Genomic DNA, 23,582 nt, shown 5'->3' on the forward strand with positions numbered 1-23,582 from the left:
CTTTCCCTATCCCTGGTTTGTATCTCATACATATAGATCGGCTTACGTCATCATTCAAATCCCGATCATGCGTACCTATTTGATATTGCATGACAGACAGTTTCAATTTCGTTCCGAACCTGAAAAAGTTACAATTCAGGATAAATTGAAACACTGAAACCAAACAACAAAGGTCGTAACTTACGTGTCCTCCTCTCTCGCCCCTCTCGTCATGCTGGCGATGCCCTTCATCGAAATTGCCGGTTTCGTCATCATCGGCAGCAAGATCGGTGTTTTCGCGACTTTGGGCCTTGTTATTCTCAGCGCAATGCTGGGCTTCTTTCTCCTGCGCGTGCAGGGCATCGGGCTTTTACAGCGCATTCGTACCGAAACGGCTGCGGGACGCGTGCCGGATCGCGAAATGGTGCATGGCGCCATGATGGTCCTGGCGGCGATCCTGCTGATCGTACCCGGTTTCGTGACCAGCACCGTCGGCATTTTGCTGTTCATTCCGTTCATTCGCGATTTCATGTGGGAAAAATTCATGCGCGGCCGCATGGTTGTCGCTACATCTGCGCGCTATTCGGACGGTTACGGGCAGCACCCAAGCCCCGGCCAGAACCCACGTCAGGATCATGTCATCGATCTCGACCCTGAAGACTACACCACCCGGCCGAATGAAAACTCACCCTGGAAAGATGATCGCAAAGATCATTGAATGTGCAAATACTAACCTAAAAAGCCTTTCTTGCCTCATGCCCGCGCACATGCTAGCCAAACACTCCGACCTTTCCGGGCAGGCTGTGGGCAGTTTGCGCTTGAGGGGGCAAAAATTTTAATCACCGATAGAAGGCATACCGATAATGAGCGATAAGGCCGCGGGCGAAGTAAAGAACGGCAATGGCGCGACGGCCGAGCCGTCCCTCAACATTCTGGCGCAATATGTGAAGGATCTGTCCTTCGAAAGCCCGGGCGCGCCGCTGTCGCTGCGTCCGCGCGAAAAGGCACCGTCCATCAACATCAACGTGAATGTAAATGCCAATCCGCTTTCCGAAACGGATTTCGACGTTGTGTTGACGCTGGAAGCCAAGGCCGTTGACGGCAAGGACGTTCTCTTCAACACCGAGCTCGTCTATGGCGGCGTGTTCCGCATTCAGGGCATCCCGCAGGAGCACATGCTTCCGCTTCTGTTCATCGAATGCCCGCGTCTTCTGTTCCCGTTCGCGCGCCAGATCATTGCCGACGCAACGCGCAATGGTGGCTATCCGCCGCTGATGATTGACCCGATCGATTTCGCACAGATGTTCCAGCAACGCATGGCCGAAGAACAGGCCAAGTCCGCCGTAAAAAGCTGATCGTTCGAATGATGATTGCAAAAAAGCCCGGTTTCGACCGGGCTTTTTCATATCCAGGTTTCGCTTCCGCGACGTGTTCAGTACTTCTTCCAGATGGCCTTGTCGCCCAGCTTCTCCACAAGGGCCGCGTGGGCGACACGCTCGGCTTCGGAAATACGCGGGGCAAGCGGCTTTGGGCGCGCTGCAAGAATGATGGCGGCACCGTTTTCTCTGCTATTATTGCCGTTTTCGGTACCGCCCATGCTAAGCCCGAGCGCCGTCTGCTTGCCGCCGATCAGTTCGATATAGACTTCAGCCAGAATCTCGGAATCGAGCAATGCGCCGTGCAGGGTGCGGTGTCCATTCTCGATGCCATAGCGCTTGCACAGCGCATCAAGTGAATTCGGCCCCATCGGATGCTTGCGGCGGGCAAGTGCCAATGTATCGATGATGCGTTCCGACTGGATTTCGGCCTGTTTGAGCCTTGCAAGTTCAGCATTGATGAAGCCAAGGTCGAACATGGCATTATGCGCCACCAGCTTGGCGCCATCGAAAAATTCGAGAAACTCGTCCAGAATTTCCGCGAATGTCGGCTTGTCCAGCAATTGTTCGTTGCTGATACCGTGCACCGCAAGCGCCTCGGGATGAACCTGACGCCCCTGCGGGTTAATGTATTTATGGAAAGTGCGGCCTGTGGGAAACTTGTTGATCAGTTCCACGCCGCCGATTTCGATCACACGGTCCTCAAGCCTTTCCAGGCCGGTGGTTTCCGTATCGAAAACGATTTCACGCATTGAAGAACCTCTCGGGAAATAACTTTGGTACCTATAGCACGCTGCCGCCGATTATTCGGTAGCGACCGCCGGCTTTCCACTCAATTCAGCGACGATTTCGGTAATCTGGCGGCGCAGATTGTCGAAACTTCCGCTTGTATCGATAATGAAATCGGCTCTTGCCCGTTTTTCCGCATCCGGCGTCTGGCGCGCGAGAATGGCATCAAGCTTTTCTTCCGTCATGCCCGGTCGCGCAAGCACGCGAATGCGCTGTATCTCGGCAGGGGCTGAGACAACCACGATCTTGTCCACACGCTTGTCGCCGCCGGTTTCGAAAAGCAGCGGAATATCGATCAGCGCCAGAGCGGCGCCGGTTTCTTCCGCGCTGCGGCGAAAGGCTTCCTCTTCCTCACGCACAAGCGGATGGACGATGGCTTCCAGTTTTTTCAGGGCTTCGGGTTTTCCGATGACGGCAGCGGAAAGCTTTTCCCGATCAACCGCACCGTTTTCCACAGTGCCCGGAAACGCAGCCTCAATCAGCGGCACCGCACGACCGGAATAGAGCCGATGTACTGTATCGTCGGCGCTATAGATCGGCACACCGGCTTCTGCGAACATGTTCGCCGCCGTTGTTTTTCCCATCCCGATGGAGCCGGTTAACCCAAGCACGATCATAGTATCTGTTCCAAAAGTCGTCATGCCTTGTTGCAAATGGCGTTTTTCCGCGCTTCCGATGCTCATGTACTAAAGTACACCGCGCTCCGGTTCTCGAAAATCACCATTTTCGCTACGGCCTGACGCTTTTTGATTCAGACACCAGAGCACCAGTCTTTGCCATATCTGCCAGAATATGCTCACGCAGCGCTTTCGTCACTTGCGGCCTTTTGCCGAACCAGCGCTCGAAACCCGGAACGGCCTGATGCAGCAGCATGCCGAGCCCATCCACAGTCACCAGACCTGCTTCTTCGGCCATTTTCAGGAATGACGTCTTGAGCGGCACATAAACAATATCGGTAGCGACTGCCTTTCGCGATGCCTTGCCAAGATCAAGCGGGAATGTTTCCTGCTCGTCATGGCCGCTCATGCCAAGCGATGTCGTATTGATGATCAAACCGGCGTCTGAAACCAGATTCTGCGCCGCATCCCAACCATGCGCCGAAACACCCGGTCCGAAATGGTTTGCGAGATCCTCGGCTCGACTCACTGTGCGATTGACGATGGCAACATTCTTAAAGCCGCGCGACAAAAGCGCATGAACGATTGCCCGGCTTGCGCCGCCAGCCCCCAGAACAAGAGCGCTGTCAGCATTGTCCCAACCGGGAGCCGAAGCATCGAGATTGGCCGCAAAGCCGTAGGCATCCGTATTGCCGCCATGAAGCCTGCCATTTTCAAGCCAGAGCGTATTGACCGCGCCGATAGCTTTCGCGGCCTCATCCAGACTTTCCACAGCAGCAAAGGCTGCTTCCTTGTGTGGAATGGTGACATTGCCACCGGCAAAACCATTTTCCGCAAGCGATGAAGCAAAGAAACCGAAATCCTCGGGTTTCACTTCAATCGCCTCATAAGAACCGTCGATCCCGAGCTCAGCGAGCCAGAAACCATGGATCAGCGGCGACCGCGAATGTTTTATCGGAAAGCCGGTGACAAACGCCTTCTTAGCCATCGATCAGTTTTTCCTTCCGCAGTTCAGCCAGCAGCGGCAACAGCGGCAGACCGACAATCGTGAAATAATCACCTTCGATCTTCTCGAAAAGCTGGATGCCCGGTCCCTCGACCTGATAAGCGCCGACGCTCGAAAGAGCGACGTCACCAGCGCGACCGAGATAACGCCCGACAAAGCCGGGGTCGAGATCGCGCATGGTCATACGGGCAATCGAAACGTGACGCCACAAGGTCTTGCCATCCTTCACCAGCACGACAGCACTGTTCAACTGGTGGGTCTTGCCGGAAAATTTCAGAAGCTGGTGGCGCGCTGCCTCCATATCTGCGGGCTTGTGGAAAATCTCGTCGCCGAGCGACAATGTCTGGTCGCAACCGATCACCATCGCGCCGGGGTTCTTCTCGCTCACATCGATCGCCTTCGCCTCGGCCAGAACCTGTGCGACTTCTTCCGGCGTGGCGCCCGTTTCATAAAGCGGGGTTTCCACCGCGCGCTCGTCGATATCCGCGCTTGCTGTTGAAAACTCGATGCCGGCATTTTTCAACAAAGCTGAACGGAAAGGGCTTTTGGAGGCGAGAACGAGTTTGTCCGTCATGGCTGCAATCCTTGTTTATGCCTTTTCGCTATGCGCGCGAAGCAGCGCCAGAATGGCGGCTGCAGTTTCCTCGATCGACCGGCGCGACACATCGATAATCGGCCAGCCGTGCCGGTTGCATATATTACGCGCATAAGCCAGTTCTTCCGAGATGGAAACGCGATCCGTATAAAGCCCCGTATCCAGCGACGGCACATTGCCGAGCGGCCGGTTCTGGCGGATTTGCGAAATCCGTTCGGCGGTCGCAACCAGTCCCACGATCAGCGGGCGCTTTGCCGTGAACAGGACTTCCGGCAGGGGGATGCCGAGCACAATCGGAACATTGGTGGCCTTGATGCCGCGATTGGCGAGATAGATGCTCGTCGGTGTCTTGGAGGTGCGTGAAATGCCGACAAGAATGACGTCCGCTTCCTCGATGTCATAGGGCAATTGCCCGTCATCATGCTCCATCGTGAAATTAAGCGCGTCGATCCGCCGGAAATAATCGGCATTAAGCACATGCTGCGCACTGGCGCGGCGATGCGCAGGCGCGCCGAGATAGGATTGAAACGTATTCAGCACCGGTTCCAGCACTGAAACACTCGGCACACCCATTTCAGCGCAGGATTCGTCGATGATCGCCGCCAGTTTCTGATCGACAATCGTATAGAGGACGATGCCGGGTTCCGCATCAATACCTTCGAGAACCTTACGCAACTGCTTTTCGGTGCGGATCAGCGGATAAATGTGCTCGATCGCGCGTGCATTGGCATATTGTGCCGCCGCCGCTCGTCCCGCCGCCAGGAGAGTCTCTCCGGTCGCATCAGAAATCAGATGAAGATGAAAGTAGGAAAGCGGTCTGGTCACAGTTTTGTTGCCCTCCTGTTGACGGCTGTGCGTAAAGGCCGAACGTCTTCCACAAGCCATGGCAGGCTGTGGGAAAATTGGCAAGTCATCCACAGCGGGCGAACATGTGCGAAGCTGTTTTCAACATATGTGGACAAGACTCATGAAACCGCGAAATCCCGTCGTAATTCCCAGCTTTTCCACAAATCAGCATGAACTGCGTCAATTGGTAACCCTTTATATTAAAAGAGGGAATTGAGTTTTCATTGTATTTGGTCAGACTATCGGTGAATGATTACACAGGATGAGATGGCAATTTCGGAACTGTGGGGAAAAACGGAACAGACCTTAATCCCCGATTCCAACAGACTCTAAGAATCAAAAGATTCCTGAATCATCCTTTCTTTATGAGAACCGGACTGGATAACTTCAGGCCAAACCGGATCAGATAACCAACAGGGCGGATAAAAATCAGATGAAGCGCAAAGTCTTGAGAGTGATCGACGGTGAAACGGTCTTTCCACCTCCCATCTGGATGATGCGCCAGGCCGGACGCTATCTCCCCGAATATCGCGAAACGCGGAAAAAGGCGGGGAGTTTTCTCGATCTGTGCTATTCACCCGATCTTGCCGTCGAGGTGACACTTCAACCGATCCGCCGGTTTGGCTTCGACGCAGCCATTCTTTTTTCAGACATTCTCGTCATTCCCCATGCCCTTGGGCGCGACCTTCGCTTTGAAGAAGGCAAGGGGCCTTTGATGACACCCATTGATGCCGACGAGATTTTCTGGCTTGAAACCGAAGGTGTCGCCAAAAGGCTGGAGCCGGTCTACGAGACGGTACGGCTGCTGCGCGAGCAATTGCCCGACGAAACGACGCTGCTGGGCTTCTGTGGCGCTCCCTGGACAGTTGCGACCTATATGATTGCCGGTCACGGCACGCCGGATCAGGCACCCGCCCGTCTTTTCGCCTATCGCTTCCCGGAAGCTTTTGAGAAGCTCCTGAACAATCTCGCCGATGTATCCGCTGAGTATCTCATCGAACAGCTCGATGCCGGTGCCGATGCGGTGCAGATTTTCGATTCGTGGTCTGGTGTTCTGGATGAGGACTGCTTTGAGCGGTTCTGTATCCAGCCCGTCGCGCGGATTGTCCAGAAGGTGAGGGCGGTTTACCCCGAAGCCCGTATCATCGGCTTTCCGAAAGGGGCCGGGATGCTTTATGCAGGCTATCGCGAAAAGACCGGTGTGGATGCTCTTGGTCTCGACTGGTCTGTTCCCTTTTCCTTTGCCGCCGCCCTTCAGGAAGAAGGCGCAATACAGGGTAATCTCGATCCATTGCGCGTGGTGGCTGGCGGCAATGCGCTGGATGAAGGTGTGGATGCCATTCTCGAACGTCTCGGCCAGGGCCCGCTGATCTTCAATCTCGGGCACGGGATTACACCACAGGCACCGATCGAGAATGTGCATCGCATGATCGACCGTATTCGTGGAGGAAAATCATGAGCCAGACAGCTCCGGAAAATCGTGGCTCGGCAGTTGCCATTCGCACGATCGTCTCACTGGTCGTGGTGGCGCTCGGTGTATGGGCATTGTTTCACGTGAATCCAGCCGATGCCTATCTCTGGGTCAAATCGCTTCACGTCATCGCAGTCATCGCATGGATGGCGGGGATGCTCTATCTGCCGCGCCTGTTCGTCTATCACTGCGCTGCAAAGCCCGGCTCTGAAACATCGGAGACCTTCAAGGTGATGGAAAAGCGGCTGCTGCGCTTCATCATTAATCCGGCCATGATCGTGACGTGGATTGCCGGCCTGTGGATGGCATGGGAAATCTTCGGTTTTCAGGGCGGTTGGCTGCATGCAAAACTGTTGCTGGTCGTTCTGATGTCCGGTCTGCACGGTTATCTGGCAAAATCCACGCGACTGTTTGCTGAAGACCGCAATATGCGCTCGGCGAAACACTGGCGAATCATCAATGAAGTGCCGACTGTGCTGATGATCCTGATCGTCATATTGGTGATCGTTAAGCCGTTCTGATCCTGAACCCGATTGAAAAAGGGGATCCGCTTGCCGGGTTTCCGCCATTTTTTTGTTGCAGAAATTTCGTGCGCCCCCTACATGAGGCTTGCTCTGCATGCTGCAAATCAGTATGTAGAAAGCCTCTTCCCTTCAAGACAGCAGGCCTTCGATGCCGGTCACGACGCTCAGGTGGCCACCTTTCCGAACAACTGCATTTTCTCCTTACATTTTAAAAAGAGTTCCTCATCCATGCAGGAAATGAAACTACAAGAACTAAAGAACAAAACACCGGTGGAGCTGCTGGCTTTTGCCGAAACGCTTGAGGTCGAAAACGCGAGCGCCATGCGCAAGCAGGAACTGATGTTCGCGATCCTCAAGAGGCTCGCGGCCCAGGATGTCGAAATTATCGGCGAGGGCGTCGTCGAGGTGCTGCTGGACGGATTTGGCTTCCTGCGCTCTGCTGATGCCAACTACCTGCCGGGTCCTGACGATATTTATATTTCTCCCTCGCAGTTGCGTCGTTTTTCTCTCAAGACCGGTGACACAGTCGAAGGTCCGATCCGCGGTCCCAAGGAAGGCGAGCGTTATTTCGCGCTGCTCAAGGTCAATTCGATCAATTTCGAAGATCCGGAAAAAATCCGTCACAAGGTGCACTTCGACAATCTGACGCCGCTCTATCCGAATGAGCGCTTCAAGATGGAACTGGAAGTTCCGACTTCCAAGGATCTCTCGCCACGCGTCATCGATCTGGTAGCGCCACTCGGTAAAGGCCAGCGCGGTCTCATCGTCGCTCCGCCGCGGACCGGTAAGACTGTTCTTCTCCAGAACATTGCCCATTCGATCACCGCAAATCATCCGGAATGCTATCTGATCGTTCTTCTGATCGACGAACGTCCGGAAGAAGTGACCGACATGCAGCGTTCGGTGAAGGGCGAAGTTATTTCCTCGACCTTCGATGAACCGGCAGCCCGTCACGTTCAGGTTGCTGAAATGGTCATCGAAAAGGCCAAGCGCCTTGTCGAACATGGTCGCGACGTTGTGATCCTGCTCGACTCGATCACCCGTCTCGGCCGCGCTTATAACACAGTCGTGCCGTCCTCGGGCAAGGTTCTGACCGGTGGTGTGGACGCCAATGCATTGCAGCGTCCGAAGCGTTTCTTCGGTGCCGCGCGTAACATCGAAGAGGGCGGTTCGCTCACTATCATCGCAACTGCACTGATCGATACCGGCAGCCGTATGGACGAAGTGATCTTTGAAGAATTCAAGGGCACTGGTAACTCGGAAATCGTGCTCGACCGCAAGGTTGCCGACAAGCGCATCTTCCCGGCCATGGACATTCTCAAGTCCGGCACCCGCAAGGAAGACCTGCTGGTACCGCGCGCCGATCTGCAGAAGATCTTCGTTCTGCGCCGTATCCTCGCACCGATGGGCACGACCGATGCGATCGAATTCCTTATCGACAAGCTCAAGCAGACCAAGAGCAATTCGGAATTCTTCGATTCGATGAATACCTGACAATCAATCGGTCTATACCGTTGAAAAAACGCCGCGCCGGAAACGGACGCGGCGTTTTTGTTTCAGGATGTTTTGCCGAGCAGCAGTCGCAACGCATCGGTGTTTTCGACAGGCGGCAGACAGATATGTCCCTTGCAGAACCAGGCCGACGGATGCTCAGGCCTTGCTGTTCCTCCGGTTGGTAGCTCTATTGTCTTACCGGCTTCGAACCGCACGAACTTGTCCACGCGTCGTGGGTCGGGATTTCGATTCGCTGTCGAAACAAGGTCTCCGTCATCGTCCTCGGTGGCCACGACAAGGGAAAGCGGTTCGGCTGCAAAGCGCGCCGCATTCAATATGCCAATCTGTCCATATTGCTGCGCGAAGGCTCGCCCGAGCGCCTGTTCAATCAGCTTCTCGTTGCTCTGATAGAGATCGATATTACCCGTTGCGAGAAACAGTCTTGTCAGTGCTTCGATGATCTGGCTGGTCGCGCTCGGTATCGCTTCATCATAGTCGCCATAGGCGTGCAGGATGACATCATCGGCGTCCAGCGCCGATAGCCGATAATTACCGGCGCCATCGCGGTGCCCATCATCGAGCGCCTGTTTGAACTTCAATGCGTCATCAATGTAGGCCCACTCGCTCGTTGCTTCATAAAGAGCAATGGCTGCATTGATCATCGATGCGTAATCGGTAGAAAGGGCGGGATAGAGAAGCGAATTTTCCATCCGGCAATGCGCGATGCGGCCATCCCGAACGCTGCTTACTATGGAGCGATAGGCACCAGTTGCGAGATCAATCCAGTCCTGTCTCCTGAAGTTCCGGCCCGCCTCGGCCAGTGCCCGGATAGCAAGCCCGTTCCAGTCGGTCAGCGCCTTTTCATCCCGTCCAGGCCGGACCCGCAGTTCCCGACGCGCCAGCAGCTTTTGCCGTGATGCTTCTATCAGTGGGGGAAGGGTTGCACTGTCATTGACCGCATGAAGGCGGTTCAGAATATTTTGACCCTCCCAGTTTCCACCCGTTGTCACGTCAAAAAAGCCCTTGAAAGCTTCGCTATCGCTTCCGAGCACCTGGTCGATTTCCTGTTCGCTCCAGATGTAAAATCGCCCTTCCTCGCCTTCACTGTCTGCATCGAGACTGGATGCAAAACTTCCATCAGTCATGCGCATTTCACGGGTCAGCCAATCAACAGTCTCTTCGATTCGCAAACGAAACAATTCACTTCCGGTTTCAGCGAAAGCGTAATTCGCATGGCGAATGAACTGCGCATTGTCGTAGAGCATCTTCTCGAAATGCGGCACCAGCCAGTTGGCATCGGTGGAGTAGCGGCAAAGCCCGCCACCCAGATGGTCGTAAATGCCTCCCTGCAGCATCACCTTGAGCGACAGGAGGAAATTGTCCCGATGCGTTTGGCTGTGGCTGTAGAGCCAGGAGAGCCACAGATTATCCATGAAAGGGGCGTTCGGGAATTTTGGCGCCCCCTCGATACCGCCGCGGACGGGATCGATCAGACTATTGATACGTGTCGCGATCTCGTCAAATCGCTCTAATTCGTTCTGGACCGGCACATTTTGTGCTGCCAGACGGCCTTCGAGATGATCAAAGACAGCCTGGGCATTATGGTTAATTTTTTCCTTGTCTTTATGCCAGAGATTGTTGACCGCATGCAGGACGTCCACAAAGCCCGGCATGTTGTGACGCGTGTGCCGGGGGAAATAGGTGCCACCCCAGAAAGGCTTGCCGTCCGGCATTAGAAACATGGTAAGCGGCCAACCGCCTTGTTGCCCCATTGCTCCAAGTGCCGCCATATAGATCTGGTCTATGTCGGGCCGTTCCTCGCGGTCTACCTTCACATTGACAAACAGGGCGTTCATCACCTCGGCCACATCCGGATCCTCGAAGGATTCATGCGCCATGACATGACACCAATGGCAGGCCGCGTAGCCGACCGAAAGCAGAATGGGCCGGTCCAGCTCCTTCGCGGCGTCCAGTGCTTGCCTGTCCCAGGGCTGCCAGTGAACGGGATTATCTGCATGCTGGCGCAGATAGGCGCTCGGTTCTTCGGCAAGGCGGTTGCCGCCTGCAGGACGGTTGCGGTTTAACTCTGTCATGAGGCTTTTCTTTCACTGCATGATTGAATATGCCATTCCTTCAGCACCCCGTTTGGCTGCTTTCATCCTTATTGATTATAGGTCAGGAAATGCAATGAGCGAGATCGCTTCCCTTCAAGATACGATTTTTGCTTTGTCGAGCGGGCGTTTGCCCTCCGGTGTTGCTGTGGTGCGCATTTCGGGCCCAAAAGTTCGATTCGTACTCGAAACAATAATCGGGTCCGTACCAACGCCTCGATATGCTGCCTATAAACTATTCCGTAGCCGAAATGGCGATCCAATCGATCGTGGACTGGTGTTCTTTTTTCCAGGACCCAACAGTTTCACCGGAGAGGATTGCGCCGAGTTCCATTTACATGGTGGCAAAGCTGTCGTCGAAAAGCTCCTGTCGGAGTTGGGGGAACTGGCCGGTTGCCGTATAGCGGAAGCCGGAGAGTTTACGAGACGGGCTTTTTCCAATGGCAAAATGGATCTGACCATTGCTGAAGGTCTGGCCGACTTGATCGCTGCTGAGACTGAAGGGCAAAGAAGACTTGCCTTGCAGGTCGCATCGGGTAAGCAGCGCGAACTCTACACGGAATGGCGACAACGCCTGCTGCGTGCTCGTGCCTTTATCGAAGCAGAACTGGACTTTGCCGATGAAAGTGATGTTCCGGGTTCTGTATCGGAGCAAGTCTGGCAATCGCTCACGCTCCTGAAGAGAGAGATCGAGAACCATATAGCGAGCGGCAAGCGTGCCTCCATGCTGCGCGATGGGCTGCATGTCGTTATCGTCGGTGCGCCGAACGCCGGAAAATCAAGTCTGCTGAATTTCCTTGCCGGTCGCGAAGTCGCGATTATATCGGAAGAGGCGGGCACCACCCGCGATCTTCTGGAAGTTAAACTCGACCTTGGCGGTATTCCGGTTTACGTGACGGACACAGCAGGTTTGCGAGAGACAGAAAGTTCTGTCGAAAAGATAGGAATTGAACGCGCCCGTGCACGCATGGCGGACGCCGATCTGGTTCTTCTGCTGGAAGATATGAGCAACCCCATAGCTATCGCTTCCGACGAAGTGCCGGAAGTTCTGTGGAAAATCGGAACAAAAGCCGATCTGAATGATGGATCATCCGATGAGTGGTCCCATCGTATTTCGACACAAACCGGCGAAGGATTGGACGGACTGCTGAATGACCTTCAGAGCTTTGCGGAAACGCAGATAGGCCAGATTGAGGATGCCGTCCCCACACGGCAAAGACATATTAGCCTCTTACGCTCCACAGTTGCAGAAATCGATAGAGCGCTGGATGGCGCACATCTCCCACTTGAACTTCGTGCGGAGAATATGCGTCTGGCCTCGCAGTATCTTGGGCGCATCACCGGAGACGTCGATGTGGAAGAAATTCTCGACGTTATTTTTTCACAGTTTTGCATCGGAAAGTGATTCACGTGAAACACGGACAAGGACAATCGGCGTTGAAGATTGTTTCACGTGAAACATCTGTGGAATCTCGCCGGGGTAATTGACTCACTGTCTTATCCATGAGTCGACCTGTTGCAGAGATTTGATCAGATTGCCGGACAGTTTGATCTTCCGTTTCAGGCACATTCGTGTCAAAGAGACATCTTTCAGAAACGGATTCGAGTTGCGTCAGGATGAACCCAATGAGTTCGACCGAAGCTACAGTCTTTGATGTCATTGTGATCGGTGGTGGCCACGCAGGGTGCGAGGCTGCGTCTGCAGCCGCGCGCGCGGGCGCCAGGACGGCGCTTGTAACGCATCGCTTTGATACTATTGGCGTTATGTCCTGCAATCCTGCCATTGGTGGCTTGGGTAAGGGCCATCTTGTGCGCGAGATCGATGCGCTTGATGGTCTGATGGGACGCGTCGCCGACGAAGCAGGTATCCAATTTCGTCTGTTGAACCGTCGGAAGGGCCCTGCCGTTCGCGGGCCTCGAACCCAGGCCGATCGTAAGCTTTACCGACTTGCCATGCAAAAGGTGATCGCGGCGCAAGACAATCTATTTGTTGTCGAAGGCGGTGCGCACGATCTTCGGGAAGAAGACGGGTGCATTACTGGGGTTGTTCTGTCCGATGGCCGAACCTTGACATGCGGTGCAGTCGTTCTGACGACGGGCACGTTCCTGAACGGGTTGATCCATATCGGGGAGAAGAAGATTCCGGCAGGCCGTATGGGCGAGAAGCCAGCGCTTGGTCTGTCGGAGCGGCTGACATCGTTCGGCTTTGCTCTTGGGCGCCTCAAGACGGGTACACCACCCCGACTGGATGGGCGCACCATTGATTGGCAGAGCCTCGACATGCAGTCCGCCGATGAAGATCCTGTACCTTTTTCTCTCATGACGGATCGGATCACGACACCCCAGATTGATTGCGGTATCACGCGCACAACACCGGAAACCCACGCAATCATTCGGGCCAATCTGCACCGTTCCGCGATGTATTCGGGCTCGATTGAGGGCATTGGTCCGCGCTACTGCCCGTCAGTGGAAGACAAGATCGTCAAGTTCGGTGACCGCGATGGTCACCAGATATTTCTTGAGCCGGAAGGGTTGGATGACGACACCGTTTACCCGAATGGCATCTCGACGTCGCTTCCTGAAGATGTACAGCTCGATATATTGAAGACCATACCGGGGCTTGAAAAGGCCACCATGCTACAGCCCGGATATGCGATTGAATATGACTTCATCGATCCGCGCGAGCTGAAACGCAGTCTCGAAACGCGCAAAGTCAAAGGTCTGTTTCTGGCTGGGCAGATCAATGGCACGACCGGCTATGAAGAAGCAGGCGCGCAAGGTCTGCTCGCGGGTATCAATGCCGCACGTCGGGCTTCCGGAGGTGATCCGGTCATCATTCAGCGCACCGAAGCCTATATCGGTGTTATGGTCGATGACCTGACGTCTCGCGGTGTCAGCGAACCCTATCGCATGTTTACATCGCGCGCAGAATTTCGTCTTTCGCTCCGTTCGGATAATGCCGATCAACGCCTGACGCCCTTGGCCGACAAGCTCGGCATACTGGGATATGCGCGCAAGGAGCGCTTTGAAATGCGTGAGGCAGCTTTGAGCGAAGCACGGACGCTGACCCAGTCATTGACAATTACACCCAATCTGGCCAGCCGTTACGAGCTCCGTCTCAATCAGGATGGTGTTCGCCGCTCAGCATATGATCTTCTTTCGTATCCCGATATCGATCTCGATCGCTTGAAATCCATCTGGCCCGAACTCGAGGCTATCGATGCGACAACGCGAGATGCTCTGGAGATTGAGGCTCAGTATGCTGTCTATATGGAACGCCAGAAGAGTGATATCGCGGTGATGGAGCGTGAGGAGCAACTGCTCATCCCGGCGGGGTTGGATATCGACGGAATCTCCGGCCTTTCCAATGAGTTGAAACACAAGCTCATGCAGCGCAAGCCGGAAACGATTGCAGAAGCTCAGCGTGTCGATGGAATGACACCGGCAGCTTTGGCGCTGCTTATCGCGCAGATCAAGAAGTTTGGATACCGCCACCGCGCGGCTGAGGCGCTCTCTGAAGGGCAGGGCGCGGCATGAACGCCCATAGCCGTCATGAAAGTTTGAAAGCAATCGTTCCCTCTGTTTCACGTGAAACAGTTGAGCGCCTGATTGCCTTTGAAGAACTGTTCCGCAAATGGTCGAAGGCCATCAATCTGGCATCGCCTTCTACTTTGGATGAGTTATGGACACGCCATATTCTGGACAGCGCACAGCTTTTCCCATTGGCAAGCCATGCCAGCCATTGGCTGGATATTGGCTCCGGTGGTGGGTTTCCGGGTATTGTGACGGCCTGCTTTCTCGCAGAACAGTCTGGCGGTACTATAGATCTCATTGAAAGTGCGGGAAAAAAGGCGGCCTTTTTGCGCACAGCAGCCGGACATTTGCATGTACCGGCTCGGGTTCATTCGGCGCGTATCGAAGCGATGTGGCAGAAAATTGAAACACCGCAAATAGTTACCGCCCGCGCATTGGCGTCGCTGAGCGATCTTTTTGGCCTGACCGAGCCATGGCTTACCATGGGCGCCAAGGCTCTTTTCCAAAAAGGTCGGGATTACCAGCGCGAGATCGATGAAAGCCGTGTCGGTTGGAGTTTTGATCTGGTACAACATCAAAGTGCTATCGATCAGGCTTCGGTCATACTCGAAATCAGCAATCTTCGGCGTAAGGCCGTTTGATGCCTGGAAATTTCGATGGGGCGGACAGCAGCAAGGCGACGGTGATGAACAAAATGTCGAGGATCATAACCATTGCAAACCAGAAAGGCGGGGTGGGCAAGACAACCACTGCCATCAATCTGGCCACAGCATTGGCAGCGATTGGCGAGACGGTACTGATTGTCGATCTCGATCCGCAAGGCAATGCCAGCACCGGTCTGGGCATCGATCGTCGCAATCGCCCATTGTCATCCTATGATGTCCTGACTCAAGAATCGTCCGTTCCCGACGCCGCGATGCCGACAGATGTTCCTAATCTCTATATAGTGCCCTCGACGCTGGATTTGCTTGGTATCGAGATGGAGATTGCGCAATCTGCCGACCGTACGCGACGTCTGCGCGATGCCCTGCGTTTCGATTCCGGTGTGTCGGAACGATTCTCTTACGTGCTTGTGGATTGCCCGCCGTCACTCAATCTCTTGACCCTGAACGCGATGGCTGCGGCTGATTCCGTTCTGGTGCCGCTCCAATGCGAATTCTTTGCACTGGAAGGCTTGAGCCAGCTTCTGCAGACGGTTGATCAGGTGCGGACTTCGATTAACGCTGATCTTTCGATTCAGGGCATTGTGTTGACCATGTTCGATAGCCGCAACAATCTCGCCGCACAAGTGGTGGATGATGTTCGCGCTTTCATGGGCGAAAAAGTCTATCGTACCGTCATTCCGCGTAACGTGCGCGTATCCGAAGCGCCATCTCATGGCAAGCCAGCCATTCTCTATGATTTGAAATGTGCTGGCAGTCAGGCCTACTTGCAGCTTGCATCTGAAGTTATCCAGCGTGAACGGCAATTGCAGGCCGCGTAAACCAATCGATTCGACGACGAAACAATTCAGGAATAAGCCGAACGATGAATGACGATCCTTCAAAGAAGCGCCTGGGCCGCGGATTAGCTGCTCTGATCGGCGAAATCGACCGCCCTGTCGAAGAGCGCAAGGCGCCGGTTCCTATCGAACGGAATGTTCCGATTGAATTCGTGACGCGCAATCCGCGCAATCCGCGTCGCATGTTCTCGGAAGGCGAGCTGGAAGATCTGGCGCAGTCGATCAAAGAGCATGGCGTCGTGCAGCCTATCGTTGTTCGACCGGCGCCAGGGCAGCCTGATCATTTTGAGCTGATTGCCGGCGAGCGCCGCTGGCGCGCGTCGCAACGTGCCGGTGTCGATACGATCCCGGTTATTGTCCGTGACGTTGATGACCGGGTTGCGCTTGAGATTGCGATTATCGAAAACGTGCAGCGCGCTGACCTTAATGCGGTCGAAGAAGCGATGGGATATCAACAGCTTATCGATAATCACGACTACACGCAAAATGATCTGGCGCAGGTGATCGGCAAGAGCCGCAGCCATGTCGCCAATACGTTGCGGCTGTTGAAACTCCCGCAGCCTGTGCAGGACTTTATCGCCGACGGCGCGCTTTCGGCAGGTCATGCGCGAAGCCTGATCACGATGGAAAATCCGACCGCTTTGGCGGAGCGGATCGTCAAGGACGGCTTGTCGGTGCGTCAGGTGGAGGCACTGGCACAAGCGGAAGCCCGTGGTGGTGCAGAAGCGAAGCCCGGTAAAACAGCGCCCGTCGAGAAAGACGCTGACACCAAAGCGCTTGAAAAGCTGCTTTCAGATGTCACTGGCATGAAAGTAGAAATCAATCATCGTGATCGTGGCGGCGATGTCAAGATACGCTATAGCTCTCTGGAACAACTTGATGAGATTTGCCGCCGTCTTCAAAGTTAAACCTGGGAATAATAGTTAGACCTAAAGGCTCGTTGCATATCATTGCGACGAGCCTTTTCTCTTGCGCCAAAGGATTACTTGAAGTGACTGCTATTATCGACGGGAGTTTCGAAGAGACTCGACGCTGATTGCCAGCAGGCATTGGCGAATGATGGGGATACCAAGGGCTGCATTCTGGCGGCTTTCGAGGACGGCGCGCTGCAGGCGCTCCATGACGCGGGCAAGGCTTTCGCCCGTCCATCGGCTTACGGCATTTTCGATCAGCTTCTTGCGGTTGAAGAAGATCGGCGGGCGGGCTCCGGCCACAACGACCGATGCGCTTTTGCGTTCGGTATCGACGATATGGCGCAAGGTCTGTACCTGCTGGAACTGACGCATCGCCGTATTGAGCAAGAGAAACGGTGTCGTACCGGATTTCACGACACGGTCGAAGGAGACTTCGAAGCGCGGAAGATCGCCAGCCAGAACCGCATCGATCACTTCGTCGGTTGAAAGACCGGCAACATCGCCGACAGCCTCGCGCACGTCGTCACTATCGATGCGCTCCTTGCCGCGTGTGTAAAGGCAAAGCTTTTCGAGTTCGCCACGTGTGGCGAGACGATCACCGCCCAGACTTGCGCGCAGAAGCTGGCGACCGTCGAGCGTGATCTGCATCTTCCATTCGGCCAGAACGTCATCGATGACGCCATCGATGCCGCGGCTATCATCCGAGTAACAGGGCAGGGCCATACCCGCCGCAGCGTTCTCGACGGCACTGCGCAAGCCTGCACCCTTCTTGAGGTCACCGGCTTCCACCAGCACGAACGTTTCATGCGGCGGCTCGGTTGCAAGTAGCTTGACCGCTTCGGCCAGCTTCTTCTGGCCAGCGGCATTCTTGATCCAGATCAGGCGCTGCCCGCCAAACATCGAGATAGTACGGGCTTCGTCGGCAAGTTTCGCCGGGTCGGCCTCGATCTCGTCCGCTTCCATGCGAATGACGGCGAAGGGATCATCCAGCGGCAATTTGCTTGCTTCAGCAAAACGGCGCGCACGTTCGCTTACCAGCCCTTTATCGGGACCGTAAAGCAGCACGACCGGGAACGAGCTCGTCGGTCTTGCCAGAAAACTATCGACTTCGTTTGCTTTCTTCTGCGCCATAAAGTTTCACTAGCGCAATTCGCCTGCAAACGAAACAGCCGCCAGTCGAACTGACCGGCGGCTGCGAAACAAAGCTGTTTGCAAAGCTTACTCGATCAGCAGCGCATCGTCATCGAGGGTCTGCCCGCGCACCTTGCGGAACATTTCGATGAGGTCTTCAACGCCGAGCGTCTTGCGTTTGTCGCCGGTCACGTCGAGCAGGATCTTGCCGCCATGCAGCATGATCGTGCGGTCGCCATAATCGAGCGCCTGCCGCATGGAATGGGTGACCATAAGGGCGGTAAGCTTGTTCTCGGCAATCAGCGTTCGGGTCAGCTCCATGACGAACTCGGCCATGCCGGGATCAAGCGCTGCCGTGTGTTCGTCGAGCAGCAGTACTTCCGAACCGGCAAGCGTCGCCATAATAAGCGACAGGGCCTGACGCTGCCCGCCTGAAAGCAACTCCATGCGGTCCTGCATGCGGTTCTCCAGCCCCAGATTGAGGCTCGCCACACGCTCGCGAAACCATGCCCGACGGCTTGAATTGAGCGCATGGGTAAGACCGCGCGTCTTGCCGCGTGAAGCAGCCAGCGCCAGGTTTTCCTCGATTGTGAGCGTACCGCAACTGCCGGCAAGCGGATCCTGGAATACGCGGGCGACAAGGCCGGCGCGTTCGGCCGTCGATTTGCGTGTCACATCCTGCCCGCTGATGACAACCTTGCCGGCCGTCGGGATAACGTCGCCTGCAAGAACACCCAGAATGGTCGATTTGCCAGCACCGTTGGACCCGATCACGGTGACGAAGGAGCCTTGCTCCATCGTCAGGTTGATCTTGTTCAGGACCTGCTTTTCCAGCGGTGTTCCGCGACCGAAGACGACCTCGAGGTTGGATACTTCGATCATGACGATGCTCCCCCACGACGCAGGCGCGGCAATATCAGGGCGAAGGTGACGAGAAGCGCTGTAGCAATGTTGAGGTCGGAAGCCTGAAGCCCGACGATATCGCCATTGGAAAGCGCGAGCTGGATGGCAATACGATAGATGATCGAACCGGCTACACAGCCAATGAGAATGACGAGGATAAGACGCGAGCGCAGCAGGGTTTCACCGATGATGACCGCCGCAAGGCCGACCACGATGGTGCCGACGCCGGAGGTCACGTCTGCAAAACCGTTTGTCTGGGCGAATAGCGAGCCGCCAAGCGCCACCAGAGCGTTTGAAAGCGCCATGCCGAGATAGATCTGCCTGTCGGTGCGAACGCCTTGTGCGCGCGCCATTCTTGGATTGGCACCGGTCGCACGCATGGCAAGACCCATGTCGCTTTCCAGAAAGCGCCAGACGATGAAGACCGCAATGGCGACAAGCACAAACAGGAACAGCGGACGTACATAATATTCGGGAATGCCATGGCCGAAGAACGGTGTCAGCATGGTGTCCTGATTGATGAGCGCGATGTTGGGGCGTCCCATGACGCGCAGATTGACGGAGAACAGCGCGATCATGGTGAGAATGGAGGCGAGCAAATTGAGAATCTTGAAACGCACATTCAGCGTCGCGGTTACAAGTCCGGCGGCTGCACCCGCAACCATGGCGATGGCGGCTGCCAGCCAGGCATTTACGCCCGCAATAATCAGCACGCCGGTTACGGCGGCGCCCAGCGGAAACGAGCCATCCACGGTCAGATCGGGGAAATCGAGCACGCGGAAAGCCAGATAGACGCCGATGGCGACAAAAGAGAAGACGAGGCCCAATTCGACCGCACCCCAGAAGGCGATCTGACTCACAATGTCATTCCTTGTTTCTCGCCGCGACCAAAACGACAGACCGCCGCTTCAAAGCAGTATCCATCGTCGGCGTTGCGAAAACCGCTTTCCGCTCGGCCAGCTTCAGTCACGACCGGTTTTGATTTGAGTTCGTCTGGCAGCCATAGGCTGCGTCAGATCATTCCCCGGTTGTTTATGCGAAACCGCATTTTTGCGGCTTTATATCTCAGGCGGGATACAACCCACAAGTTCCAGTGTGCAAGCAATATCGCCGGGCGAGCCCCGAAATGCGGCACTTTGTGGGGCAATTGCAACATCGAGCGTTTTCCGCCAAGGCTCAGTCGTCGGAAATACTCTGTCTATTTTTAACGCGCATCTTGTCCGAAAACCGGTTCCCACTTTTCGGGATGCGCTCTAGCAAAAAGGCGAAGCCCCTTTGAGACTTCGCCTTCTCCTATTCTGCTTTCAGGCTCGATCAGTCGATCTTGCTGGTCGCGCGGTCGATAACGGCCTGCGGGAATTCAATCCCCATCTTCTTGGCGGCAGAAAGATTGATGACGAGATCGGTACCCTTGGCGATGTCGACCGGAATATCGCCCGGCTTTTCACCCTTGAGGATCTTGACCACGACGGCACCCGTCTGCTTGCCGACATCGTAATAGTTGAAGCCGAGTGCGGCCAGTGCGCCGCGCTTCACGGAATCCGTATCGGCGGTGAAGAGCGGCAGCTTGCTTTCCTCGGCGACACCGACAGCGCTTTCCAGAGCCGAAACGATGGTGTTGTCGGTCGGAACATACATGGCATCCGCACGGCCGACGAGGGCGCGCGCCGCACCCTGTACTTCCGCCGACTTGGTGGCAGCCGATTCAACGATTTCGATGCCTTCGGCGGAAGCTGCTTCCTTTAGCGCTGCCAGCAACGAGACCGAGTTGGTTTCACCGGAATTGTAGAGATAACCGAGCTTCTTGATGTTCGGCATCACTTCCTTGATGAGCTTGATATGCTCTACCACCGGCGACATGTCGGAAAGACCGGTGACGTTGCCGCCTGGCTTTGCCATGTCCTTGACGAGCTGCGCACCGACCGGATCGGAAACAGCGGTAAAGACAATCGGAATATCACGGGTTGCCGAAACGACGGCCTGCGCCGAAGGCGTGGAGATCGGAACAATCACATCCGGGCCTTCGCCGACGAACTGGCGGGCGATCTGTGCTGCGGTTGCCGGGTTGCCCTGTGCGGACTGATAGACGAATTTGAGATTTTCGCCTTCCTTGTAGCCTGCTTCGGCCAGCGCGTCCTTCACGCCGTCGCGTGCGGCGTCGAGGGCCGGATGCTCAACGATGGCGGTTACGGCAACTGTTACGTCTTTTGCCTGTGCCGAGGTGGCAATGGCCGTTGCGGCCAGCAAGGCCAGAAGCATAGAACGCATGAAAATCTCCCCTGTTTTGGTGCGTTGCTTATCGGCAAACACCTTTTCTCCAATAACCTCAGATTGAAGGTTTATCCGCCAGATTTGAGGCTTAATCGGGTCCGGATAGACTGTCAACGTATCCGAAGGAAGCGCCCATATGGAATACGCGAAAGCCGCAGGCACCGAATGCTGAACACAGTGTCAGTGTTCGGCACTCTTTCAATTCGGCTGCGCGTGGCCATATTTGGCAGGAACCAATCTTTTGCCCGCAAGCAGGGAACATCATCATGAAGAAAATCGGCTTTCTTTCCTTCGGCCACTGGTCGCCGTCGCCGCAATCGGGAACCCGTTCCGCCAGCGACGCGCTTCTGCAATCGATAGACCTTGCTGTTGCTGCCGAGGAACTGGGCGCGGACGGCGCCTATTTCCGCGTGCACCATTTCGCGCGCCAGCTCGCTTCGCCATTTCCGCTGCTCGCAGCCATTGGCGCCAAGACGAGCAAGATCGAGATCGGCACTGCTGTCATCGACATGCGGTATGAAAATCCGTTCTATATGGTCGAAGATGCCAGTGCTGCAGATTTGATCTCCAAGGGGCGCCTGCAGCTTGGCATCAGCCGTGGCTCGCCGGAACAGGTGATCGATGGCTGGCGTTATTTCGGTTATGCGCCGGAAGAGGGCAAGACTGATGCCGATATGGGTCGACAGCATGGCGAGGTGTTCTTCGAAGCGCTCAAGGGACAGGGCTTTGCACAGCCAAACCCGCGCCCGATGTTTCCGAACCCTCCCGGTCTGCTGCGCGTTGAACCGCATTCGGAAGGTCTTCGGGATCGCATCTGGTGGGGTGCTGCATCGGATGCCACAGCCATCTGGGCCGCAAAGCTTGGCATGAATTTGCAAAGCTCTACCTTGAAGAAGGACGAGTCGGGCGAGCCTTTGCATATCCAGCAGGCCAAGCAGATCCGGGCTTATCGTGAAGCCTGGAAGGAAGCCGGACATATGCGTGAACCGCGTGTTTCGGTGAGCCGCAGCATCTTTGCGCTGGTCGATGATCGCGACCGGGCCTATTTCGGCAATGGCGGCAAGGAGCAGGATTCCATCGGCTATATCGAGGAAGATCTGCGGGCCGTCTTCGGGCGGTCTTATGCTGCCGAACCTGACAGGCTCATCGAGGAGCTGGCCAGAGATGAGGCTATTGCCGAAGCCGATACGCTGCTTCTCACCGTCCCGAACCAGCTTGGTGTCGAGTACAACGCGCATGTGATCGAGTCGATCCTCAAGCATGTCGCACCGGCTCTTGGTTGGCGTTGAGTAGTGTTGGGAACAGGCGGTGAATTCCGCCTGTTTTCATTCTATGCCGTAAATCGCCAAAAGCTGCTTCATGCGGCGAATGGCGAGGTCAGGCTGATCGAGTACATTGGCCTGATCGGCGAGACGGAATATGTCGGCGTAATGCAAAATGCCACGCGCCGACTGCATTCCGGCTGGCATAGTGAAATGGCTCTGGTGGCCATTGAGCCAGGCGAGAAACACGACGCCTGCCTTGTAATATTGCGTTGGCGCTTCAAAGATTTTCCGCGACAAGGGCACGGTCGGCTCGATGATCGCGCGGAAGCGGGCATTGTCGCCTGCGGCCAGCGCCGAAAGCGCGCTGGACGCTTGTGGAGCGACCGCATCGAAAATGCCGAGCAGCGCATGGCTGTGCTTGTTTCCGTCGCCTTCGATCAGCGGGGCGTAATTGAAATCGTCCCCCGTGAAACAGAGAACGCCGTCCGGCAAGCGGTTACGCAATGCAATTTCATAGCGCTCCTCCAGCAGCGAAATCTTGATGCCTTCCACCTTGTCGCTATTGGCTTCGATGATGCCGATCACCGTATCAAGTGCATCTTCGAAACGCGAAGAACCCCAATAGTTCTTGAGCTGCGGATCGAACATCTCGCCCAGCCAGTGCAGCACGACCTTGTCGCGCGCCTGTGTCAGAACCCGGCCATAGACCTCGACGTAATCGTCTGGTGAGCGGGCAATGCGCGCCAGGGCGCGACTTGCCATCAGGATGAAACGACCGCCGTGTTTCTCGATGAAACCGGCTTGTGTCTCATAAGCCTTGATGACGTCATCAAGGCTTTTTGCCTCCGACGGATCGAGATGATCTGTGCCGGCGCCAGAGGCCAGATCAGCGCCTGCCACGGTCCTGCTTTCTGCCAGTGAACGGCGGATCAGTTCCTGCGCGCCCGCCCAGTTCAGCCCCATGCCCCGCTGCGACGTATCCATCGCTTCAGCGATTCTGAAGCCGAGGCTCCACAGGTGATGCCGGAAAGCCATGGTCGCGTCCCAGTCTATCGCCGGTTCGTTCCATGGGCGGGCATCTTTCAGCGGATCGGAAACCACATGCGCCGCTGCATAGGCGATGCGATTGAACTGCGGCGGGCTTGCCGGGCGAGGGGCCGGACGTGGAGTTGGCGTCCCGATCAGCGTGTAGGCGCTCAGGCTTTTCTTGCCATCCGGCAATGTCACTTGATGGTCGCTCATGCCCTTGTCGTTC

General features: G+C 55.7%; 22 protein-coding genes. 11 read left to right on the forward strand and 11 right to left on the reverse strand.

Annotated features, from left to right (window positions below; translation table 11 throughout):
- Positions 1-184 precede the first annotated feature (184 nt).
- Positions 185-697 (forward strand): FxsA family protein, encoded by a 513-nt coding sequence (locus ACYSN1_RS07710; protein WP_461725089.1) that lies wholly within the window; start codon positions 185-187, stop codon positions 695-697.
- Between the two features lie 145 nt (positions 698-842).
- Positions 843-1,334, forward strand: a complete 492-nt coding sequence (gene secB, locus ACYSN1_RS07715; RefSeq protein WP_010657658.1) for a protein-export chaperone SecB — start codon at positions 843-845, stop codon at positions 1,332-1,334.
- Between the two features lie 77 nt (positions 1,335-1,411).
- On the opposite strand, the gene dnaQ is transcribed toward secB, so the two are convergent.
- The 5 genes from dnaQ to ACYSN1_RS07740 form a co-directional block, all read right to left on the reverse strand.
- Positions 1,412-2,107, reverse strand: coding sequence for a DNA polymerase III subunit epsilon (gene dnaQ, locus ACYSN1_RS07720; RefSeq protein WP_461725090.1), 696 nt, complete (start codon positions 2,105-2,107; stop codon positions 1,412-1,414).
- Positions 2,108-2,158: 51 nt separating this feature from the next.
- Entirely contained in the window at positions 2,159-2,761 is a 603-nt protein-coding gene (gene coaE / locus ACYSN1_RS07725; RefSeq protein WP_461725300.1) for a dephospho-CoA kinase, read from the reverse strand.
- Positions 2,762-2,873: 112 nt separating this feature from the next.
- Entirely contained in the window at positions 2,874-3,749 is an 876-nt protein-coding gene (locus tag ACYSN1_RS07730) for a shikimate dehydrogenase (protein ID WP_461725091.1), read from the reverse strand.
- Positions 3,742-4,341 carry a Maf-like protein gene (locus tag ACYSN1_RS07735; RefSeq protein WP_461725092.1) on the reverse strand — a complete coding sequence of 200 codons (600 nt, stop codon included), beginning with the start codon at positions 4,339-4,341 and terminating at the stop codon, positions 3,742-3,744. Before ACYSN1_RS07735 ends, ACYSN1_RS07730 begins: the two co-directional genes overlap by 8 nt.
- A gap of 15 nt (positions 4,342-4,356) precedes the next feature.
- Positions 4,357-5,187, reverse strand: coding sequence for a pyruvate, water dikinase regulatory protein (locus ACYSN1_RS07740; protein WP_109986999.1), 831 nt, complete (start codon positions 5,185-5,187; stop codon positions 4,357-4,359).
- A gap of 454 nt (positions 5,188-5,641) precedes the next feature.
- On the opposite strand from ACYSN1_RS07740, the gene hemE reads away from it, so the two are divergent.
- From hemE to rho, 3 genes are all read left to right on the forward strand, one after another.
- The gene (gene hemE / locus ACYSN1_RS07745) at positions 5,642-6,667 is read left to right on the forward strand and encodes a uroporphyrinogen decarboxylase (RefSeq protein WP_461725093.1); all 1,026 of its coding nucleotides are present in this window, start codon (positions 5,642-5,644) and stop codon (positions 6,665-6,667) included.
- Positions 6,664-7,200, forward strand: coding sequence for a protoporphyrinogen oxidase HemJ (hemJ, locus tag ACYSN1_RS07750; RefSeq protein ID WP_140020522.1), 537 nt, complete (start codon positions 6,664-6,666; stop codon positions 7,198-7,200). The genes hemE and hemJ overlap by 4 nt, the downstream gene beginning before the upstream one ends.
- 231 nt (positions 7,201-7,431) lie before the next feature.
- Positions 7,432-8,697, forward strand: coding sequence for a transcription termination factor Rho (gene rho / locus ACYSN1_RS07755; RefSeq protein ID WP_140020521.1), 1,266 nt, complete (start codon positions 7,432-7,434; stop codon positions 8,695-8,697).
- A gap of 62 nt (positions 8,698-8,759) precedes the next feature.
- On the opposite strand, the gene ACYSN1_RS07760 is transcribed toward rho, so the two are convergent.
- Positions 8,760-10,790, reverse strand: coding sequence for a thioredoxin domain-containing protein (locus ACYSN1_RS07760; RefSeq protein WP_461725094.1), 2,031 nt, complete (start codon positions 10,788-10,790; stop codon positions 8,760-8,762).
- Positions 10,791-10,884: 94 nt separating this feature from the next.
- Here ACYSN1_RS07760 and mnmE point away from each other — a divergent pair, with 94 nt between their 5' ends.
- From mnmE to ACYSN1_RS07785, 5 genes are all read left to right on the forward strand, one after another.
- A complete protein-coding gene (gene mnmE, locus ACYSN1_RS07765; protein WP_461725095.1) occupies positions 10,885-12,213 on the forward strand; it encodes a tRNA uridine-5-carboxymethylaminomethyl(34) synthesis GTPase MnmE in 1,329 nt (442 codons plus the stop codon).
- A gap of 221 nt (positions 12,214-12,434) precedes the next feature.
- Positions 12,435-14,345, forward strand: coding sequence for a tRNA uridine-5-carboxymethylaminomethyl(34) synthesis enzyme MnmG (gene mnmG, locus ACYSN1_RS07770; RefSeq protein ID WP_461725096.1), 1,911 nt, complete (start codon positions 12,435-12,437; stop codon positions 14,343-14,345).
- Positions 14,342-14,983: a 16S rRNA (guanine(527)-N(7))-methyltransferase RsmG gene (rsmG, locus tag ACYSN1_RS07775; RefSeq protein ID WP_461725097.1), complete on the forward strand. Its 642-nt coding sequence runs from the start codon at positions 14,342-14,344 to the stop codon at positions 14,981-14,983. The genes mnmG and rsmG overlap by 4 nt, the downstream gene beginning before the upstream one ends.
- Positions 14,984-15,027: 44 nt before the next feature.
- Positions 15,028-15,825 carry a ParA family protein gene (locus ACYSN1_RS07780; protein WP_105543314.1) on the forward strand — a complete coding sequence of 266 codons (798 nt, stop codon included), beginning with the start codon at positions 15,028-15,030 and terminating at the stop codon, positions 15,823-15,825.
- A 44-nt stretch (positions 15,826-15,869) separates the two neighbouring features.
- Positions 15,870-16,751 carry a ParB/RepB/Spo0J family partition protein gene (locus ACYSN1_RS07785; RefSeq protein WP_461725098.1) on the forward strand — a complete coding sequence of 294 codons (882 nt, stop codon included), beginning with the start codon at positions 15,870-15,872 and terminating at the stop codon, positions 16,749-16,751.
- A 93-nt stretch (positions 16,752-16,844) separates the two neighbouring features.
- On the opposite strand, the gene holA is transcribed toward ACYSN1_RS07785, so the two are convergent.
- The 4 genes from holA to ACYSN1_RS07805 all read right to left on the reverse strand — a co-directional run bounded on the left by holA (position 16,845) and on the right by ACYSN1_RS07805 (position 21,059).
- Entirely contained in the window at positions 16,845-17,888 is a 1,044-nt protein-coding gene (gene holA / locus ACYSN1_RS07790; RefSeq protein WP_461725099.1) for a DNA polymerase III subunit delta, read from the reverse strand.
- 87 nt (positions 17,889-17,975) lie between these two features.
- Positions 17,976-18,770: an ABC transporter ATP-binding protein gene (locus tag ACYSN1_RS07795; RefSeq protein ID WP_461725100.1), complete on the reverse strand. Its 795-nt coding sequence runs from the start codon at positions 18,768-18,770 to the stop codon at positions 17,976-17,978.
- Positions 18,767-19,651, reverse strand: coding sequence for an ABC transporter permease (locus tag ACYSN1_RS07800; RefSeq protein WP_461725101.1), 885 nt, complete (start codon positions 19,649-19,651; stop codon positions 18,767-18,769). The genes ACYSN1_RS07795 and ACYSN1_RS07800 overlap by 4 nt, the downstream gene beginning before the upstream one ends.
- Before the next feature lie 454 nt (positions 19,652-20,105).
- Positions 20,106-21,059 carry an ABC transporter substrate-binding protein gene (locus ACYSN1_RS07805; RefSeq protein ID WP_461725102.1) on the reverse strand — a complete coding sequence of 318 codons (954 nt, stop codon included), beginning with the start codon at positions 21,057-21,059 and terminating at the stop codon, positions 20,106-20,108.
- 269 nt (positions 21,060-21,328) lie between these two features.
- On the opposite strand from ACYSN1_RS07805, the gene ACYSN1_RS07810 reads away from it, so the two are divergent.
- Entirely contained in the window at positions 21,329-22,351 is a 1,023-nt protein-coding gene (locus tag ACYSN1_RS07810) for an LLM class flavin-dependent oxidoreductase (protein WP_461725103.1), read from the forward strand.
- Positions 22,352-22,387: 36 nt separating this feature from the next.
- Here the strand turns inward: ACYSN1_RS07810 and ACYSN1_RS07815 are convergent, their stop codons facing one another.
- Positions 22,388-23,569 (reverse strand): dihydrodipicolinate synthase family protein, encoded by a 1,182-nt coding sequence (locus ACYSN1_RS07815; protein ID WP_461725104.1) that lies wholly within the window; start codon positions 23,567-23,569, stop codon positions 22,388-22,390.
- Positions 23,570-23,582 lie beyond the last annotated feature (13 nt).

This window comes from Brucella sp. LJL56 (assembly GCF_054871705.1).